Origin of the sequence: Xanthomonas sp. SHU 308 (assembly GCF_000364645.1) — a bacterium.
Taxonomy (GTDB): domain Bacteria; phylum Pseudomonadota; class Gammaproteobacteria; order Xanthomonadales; family Xanthomonadaceae; genus Xanthomonas_A; species Xanthomonas_A sontii.
This window is the reverse complement of record NZ_AQOK01000380.1, coordinates 1-3,067: the sequence shown is the minus strand read 5'-3', so window position 1 is coordinate 3,067 and position 3,067 is coordinate 1. Positions and strand designations below refer to the sequence as shown.

The window sequence follows — 3,067 nt, the reverse complement described above, 5'->3', positions numbered from 1 at the left end:
CCCGCCACAGGCACCTGCACCGGCGCTGGCCGGCGGTGCGATGCGCCGCCCCAGCGCCTGCAGCCAGGCCGCCCGGCCGGGCTTGAGCAGGCGTAGTGCGAGCGCGCCGCGCAGCTTGCGCGCGGTGCCGGGGAATTGCTTCTTCAACACCACCCAGGCGCTGACCAGTACCGCCAGCGCGATCACCAGGTACTGCAGCAGCAGCGAGGCGCTCATCTCAGCCGGCTCCCAGCGCCACCGCAACCTGGTAGGTGACCAGCGAGGCCAGATACGCCAGCGCGAACAGGTAGAACGCGGCGAAGCTCATCTGCTTCCACGAGTTGGTCTCGCGCTTGATCGTGGCCAGGGTGGAAAGGCACATCGGTGCGTAGATGTACCAGACCAGCAACGACAGCGCGGTGGCCAGCGACCAGCCGTCGTGGATCAGTGGCGACAGCGCCTGCGCACCGGCATCGTCGTCGGCCGCCGACAGCGCGTACACCGTCGCCAGCGACGACACCGCCAACTCGCGCGCGGCCAGGCCGGGGATCAGCGCGATGCAGATCTGCCAGTTGAAGCCCAGCGGCGAGAACACCGTGGTCATGGCGTGGCCGATGCGGCCGGCGAAGCTGTAGTCGATCGGCGGCAGGGTAGCGTCGGCCGGCGCCGCAGGGAAGGACAGCAGGAACCACAGCAGGATGGTCAGCGCCAGGATGATGCCGCCGACGCGCTTGAGGAAGATCGCCGCGCGTTCCCACAGGCCCAGCGCCAGGTCGCGCAGATGCGGCACGCGGTAGGACGGCAGCTCCAGCAGCAGCGGGTGCTCGCCCTTGTCGCGGCGCCACTTCTTCATCGTCCACGACACCACCAGCGCACTGGCGATGGCGGCGAAGTACAGGCCGAACAGCACCAGTCCCTGCTGGTTGAACACGCCCCACACCTGCTTCTGCGGGATGAACGCGCCGATCAGCAGCGCGTACACCGGCAACCGCGCCGAGCAGGTCATCAGTGGCGCCACCAGGATGGTCGCCAGGCGGTCGCGCGGATCCTGGATGCTGCGCGTGGACATGATCCCCGGCACGGCGCAGGCGAAGCTGGACAGCAGCGGGATGAACGAGCGCCCGGACAGGCCGGCCGCGGCCATCATGCGGTCGAGCAGGAAGGCCGCGCGCGGCAGGTAGCCGGATTCCTCCAGCGCCAGGATGAAGGCGAACAGGATCAGGATCTGCGGCAGGAACACCACCACCCTGCCGAGGCCGGCGATGATGCCGTCGACCAGCAGGCTGTTGAGCGGCCCTTCCGGCAAGGTCGCATGGACCCAGGCACCGAGCGCATTGCTGCCGCCGTCGATCAGGTCCATTAGCGGCGTGGCCCAGGCATACACCGCCTGGAAGATCAGCAGCATCACCACCGCCAGGGTCAGCAGCCCGGCCACCGGATGCAGCAGCCAGCGGTCCAGCGCGTCGTCCACCCGCGAGGTGCGGGTTGGCATCGACACCGCCGCCGCCAGGATCGCGCGCACCTGCTGGTGGTAGTCGCCCTGCCCCTCGCTCGGCGCCACCGCGGGCGGCAGTGCCGGCGCCAGCGCGTCCAGCCGCTCGACCAGGGCGCGGGCGCCGTTGCGGCGCACCGCCACGGTCTCGATCACCGGCACGCCCAGCGCCTGTTCCAGCGCCTGGCGGTCGATCTGGATACCGCGGCGCTGCGCCGCGTCGACCATGTTCAAGGCCACCAGCATCGGCTTGCCCAGCTCGCGCAGTTCCAGCGCGAAGCGCAGGTGCAGGCGCAGGTTGGTGGCGTCGACCACGCAGACCAGCACGTCCGGCGCCGGTTCGCCCGGGTAGAAGCCGCGGCACAGGTCGCGGGTGATCGCCTCGTCCAGGCTGGCCGGCTGCAGGCTGTAGGCGCCGGGCAGATCCAGCACCGCGAACTCGCGCCCGGACGGCGCGCGGAAGCGGCCCTCCTTGCGCTCGACGGTGACGCCGGCGTAGTTGGCGACCTTCTGCTTGCTGCCGGTCAACTGATTGAACAGCGCGGTCTTGCCGCAGTTCGGGTTGCCGACCAGGGCCAGGCGCAGCGGCGCGGCCACCGCGCTCACGAGCGCACCTCGTCCAGCGCGCTGACCTGCACCCGTGCCGCCTCGCTGCGCCGCAGCGCGAAGCGCGTATACCCCACCTGCACCAGCAGCGGTTCGCCGCCGATCGGCCCGCTGGTCAGCACCTGCACCTGCTCGCCGGCGACGAAGCCCAGCTCGCGCAGACGTCGGGCGATGGCGTCGTTGGGCTGGCGGTCGTGCACGGATTCCACAAGGGCGCTGCTGCGCAACGGCATGTCGGACAACGTCACAGCACGTTCCGTCGATAAGAATGGTTATCAATTGTAGCATCGCCGCGGCGCGTCATGGCGGGACCGGCACGGCCGGCTATGATCGCCGTATGGCTGCCGTTTTCCCTTTGTACGAGCGTGTTCGATGAGCGATGCCCTGTTGTTGCAACGATCCGGCAAGGTCCTGACCCTGCAGTTGAACCGACCCGAGGTCCGCAACGCCTTCGACGCCGCGCTGATCGCCCAGCTCAGCGACGCCCTGCTGCAGATCGGCGCCGACCCCCAGGTCCAGGTCGTGGTCCTGGCCGGTGCCGGCGCGGCGTTCTCGGCCGGTGCCGACCTGCAGTGGATGCGCTCGATGGCCGGCGCCGGCGAACAGGAGAACCTGGACGACGCGCTGGCCCTGGCGCGGCTGATGCGCCTGCTGGACGAACTGCCCAAGCCCACGGTGGCGCGGGTGCAAGGTGCGGCGTTCGGCGGCGCGGTGGGCCTGGTCGCCTGTTGCGACATCGCCGTGGCCGCCACCGATGCGCGCTTCGCGCTCAGCGAAAGCCGGCTTGGCCTGCTGCCGGCGGTGATCTCGCCATACGTGATCGCGGCGATCGGCGCGCGCCAGGCGCGGCGCTGGTTCGCCAGCGCGGAAACCTTCGACGCCGCCACCGCGGCGCAGATCGGCCTGGTCCACCAGGCGGTGGCGCCGGAGGCGCTGGACGCGGCGGTGCAACGCCAGGTCGCCCTGCTCGGCCAGGCCGGGCCGCTGGCC

4 protein-coding genes are annotated in these 3,067 nt (G+C 70.6%); 1 reads left to right on the top strand and 3 read right to left on the bottom strand.

Features of this window, described 5'->3' with window-relative positions:
* The 3 genes from D588_RS0112865 to D588_RS0112855 all read right to left on the bottom strand — a co-directional run.
* The coding region (locus D588_RS0112865; RefSeq protein ID WP_017916267.1) for a DUF6587 family protein at window positions 1–216 on the bottom strand (216 nt) is incomplete at its 3' end.
* 1 nt (window position 217) lies between these two features.
* A complete protein-coding gene (locus D588_RS0112860; protein WP_017916266.1) occupies window positions 218–2,077 on the bottom strand; it encodes a ferrous iron transporter B in 1,860 nt (619 codons plus the stop codon).
* Window positions 2,074–2,325, bottom strand: a complete 252-nt coding sequence (locus D588_RS0112855; RefSeq protein WP_026143668.1) for a FeoA family protein — start codon at window positions 2,323–2,325, stop codon at window positions 2,074–2,076. Before D588_RS0112855 ends, D588_RS0112860 begins: the two co-directional genes overlap by 4 nt.
* Window positions 2,326–2,449: 124 nt before the next feature.
* Here D588_RS0112855 and D588_RS0112850 point away from each other — a divergent pair.
* Window positions 2,450–3,067, top strand: a 618-nt coding sequence (locus tag D588_RS0112850) for an enoyl-CoA hydratase-related protein (RefSeq protein ID WP_017912188.1), incomplete at its 3' end; no start/stop codon positions are given.